General features: G+C 33.7%; 3 protein-coding genes. All 3 read left to right on the top strand.

Going from position 1 to position 2,435, the window contains the following annotated elements; all coding sequences use genetic code 11:
- Nucleotides 1–487, top strand: a 487-nt coding sequence (locus AA81_RS13745; protein WP_103899350.1) for an IMPACT family protein, incomplete at its 5' end; no start/stop codon positions are given.
- Nucleotides 484–1,887 (top strand): DNA polymerase III subunit gamma/tau, encoded by a 1,404-nt coding sequence (dnaX, locus tag AA81_RS13740; RefSeq protein ID WP_103899349.1) that lies wholly within the window; start codon nt 484–486, stop codon nt 1,885–1,887. The genes AA81_RS13745 and dnaX, both read left to right, overlap by 4 nt.
- A 9-nt stretch (nt 1,888–1,896) precedes the next feature.
- On the top strand, nt 1,897–2,435 hold a 539-nt coding region (locus tag AA81_RS13735), incomplete at its 3' end, for a 5'-methylthioadenosine/S-adenosylhomocysteine nucleosidase family protein (protein ID WP_146050422.1).

Here is a 2,435-nt window from a genome sequence, read left to right as displayed (position 1 = left end):
ATATAATAACGCCACACACAACTGTTGGGCTTATAAAGTGCATGAGGAAGGAAGAGAAATCGCTAATTACTCTGATAACAACGAACCATCTGGCACCGCGGGGAAACCTATTTACGGTGTAATAGAAAAATTTAGCTTATCAAACGTGGCGATAGTAGTTACGAGGTATTTTGGAGGAGTGAAATTAGGGATTCGCGGTTTAATAGATGCTTATTCTAAAACAGCTGAAGAAGTTGTTAAAGCCTCTAAAGTGGTTACCTATGAGAAGACATTTATTTACGAGGCAAAATGTGACTACAGTAATTTTTCCTTCATACAAAACCTCATGCAAAAACAAAACAACTTCAAAATAACTGAACAAAAATTTTCAGACGAAGTTTATTTTATATTTGAAATATCAGAAAATAACAAAGACGACGTTTTATCACTAATAAAAATCAAGGTGTACAATTTAAATTTTGTTGGCAATTCGGAGGTAATTTCATGAACAACAATTTATACAGAAAATATAGGCCTTTAGATTTTGATGAGATTTTAGGGCAACCTCATGTCGTAAAATACTTCAAAAATGCTTTAAACAAGCAAAAAGTTTCTCATGCATATATTTTCTCGGGTCCGCGGGGCACAGGAAAAACCACTACAGCCAGGATACTTGCCAAAGTATTAAATTGCAAGGATCCTCAAGGATACAATCCATGCAACAAATGCGAGAACTGCGTTTCTATAAACAATAACAGTTTTTTGGATGTAATAGAAATGGATGCAGCTTCAAACAGAGGAATAGACGAAATCAGAAACATCAGGGACTCTTCCAATTACAGGCCTGTTTATGGGAAATACAAAGTATATATAATCGATGAATTTCATATGTTAACAAGAGAAGCCTTCAACGCCTTGTTAAAAACGTTAGAAGAACCACCCTCGCATGTCATTTTTATTTTAGCAACCACCAATTTGGAAAAAGTCCCTGATACCATCATTTCTAGGGCTCAAATCATAAACTTCAAAAATTTAAGCGAGAAAGAAATAATAGAAGGGTTGAAAAATATAGCTAGCTCTGAAGGTATAGAATATGAGTTAGATGCCCTAGAAATCATAGCTAAAAAGGCGAAAGGTGGGATGAGAGATGCCATCTCGATGTTGGAACAAGTAGAAAAATTTGGAGAGATGAAGATCACCCACGAAGACACCCTTGACATACTAGGTTTATTCGATGAAAATTTTATCGCTCAATTCGTAGAAAATGTTTCAAATTCAAAAATCGATGAATTCTTGGCACAATCTGAAGATCTATTCAATTTAGGAAAAGACCCAGAAATTCTTTTGGAGCAATCCATAGAATACATATTTGATTCATTAATTACTGAGAAAAAAGATAACTTAATTCAACTAATGGGCGCATTCAACGATATACTTAAAGATTTAAAATACAGTGAAAATAAAAGGTTGATTTTCGACGTGGAGATCTTAGATTTCATGCATAAAAATTCAACTACGCCTTCACCTATGTCTTATGAGAAAGAAAAAACCCCATATAAAAAACAAGTTACCACAGAACCCGTTTCCAACGACACTCAACATCCCATTATGAAGAAAATTCTTGATTACTTCAGTGACCCACACGAGAAGAAGTCCAACATGGCGATATACTTTGCTTTGCTTTATTCAAATCCAGAAATTGAAAACGATAAAATACACTTCAAATTCTCTTCAGGCCAAAAGTTAGAATACGAGATTCTAAAAAAGTACGTGGATGAATTAAAAGTGAATATATTTTTGCTGATCGATGGATCATACGAAATCACCTTTTCTCTTGAAGGTGGTGAGGTGGAAAGTTTAACTCAACAAAAAGAAAGGGCCAACTTAAGAGAAAAGAAACTATTCTGAGGGAATTGCATGCTTTATATAATCTCTGCCATGGGTATTGAAACACAATCGATTATAAAATATCTAAATTTAAAAAAAACAACAGATAAACCTTTTGAGACTTATCACAACGACGAAGTCAATCTTGTAATATCAGGCGTAGGAAAAATCAACGCAGCCGGAGCTACATCTTATCTATTGAAAGATACCTTAAAAGGCGTGAATCATAGTGATTATGTAATAAATTTAGGAATATGCGGTAGTTTAAATAACAAATTTAATGTTGGCGATCTAGTTTTAGTCAATAAAGTAGTAGATTACGAGAAAAAAAGGAAGTACTATACTGATATCTTAGTTAAACACAATCTAAAAGAAGGCTCCATACAAAGTATAGATACGCTCAACGTTGATTACGAATTTGAAGAAGATCTGGTGGACATGGAATCATCGGCTTTTTTTCAGATTGCTTCAAAATTTTTGAACGTACATCAGATATATGTACTAAAAGTAGTTTCTGATAAAGTGAACAAAAATCAACCATTAGAAAGATTGACTAAGAAGTATATAGA

It is taken from the genome of Petrotoga halophila DSM 16923 (assembly GCF_002924615.1).
Note: the sequence above shows the minus strand (reverse complement) of the source record. Positions and strands in the feature narration are given on the sequence as shown.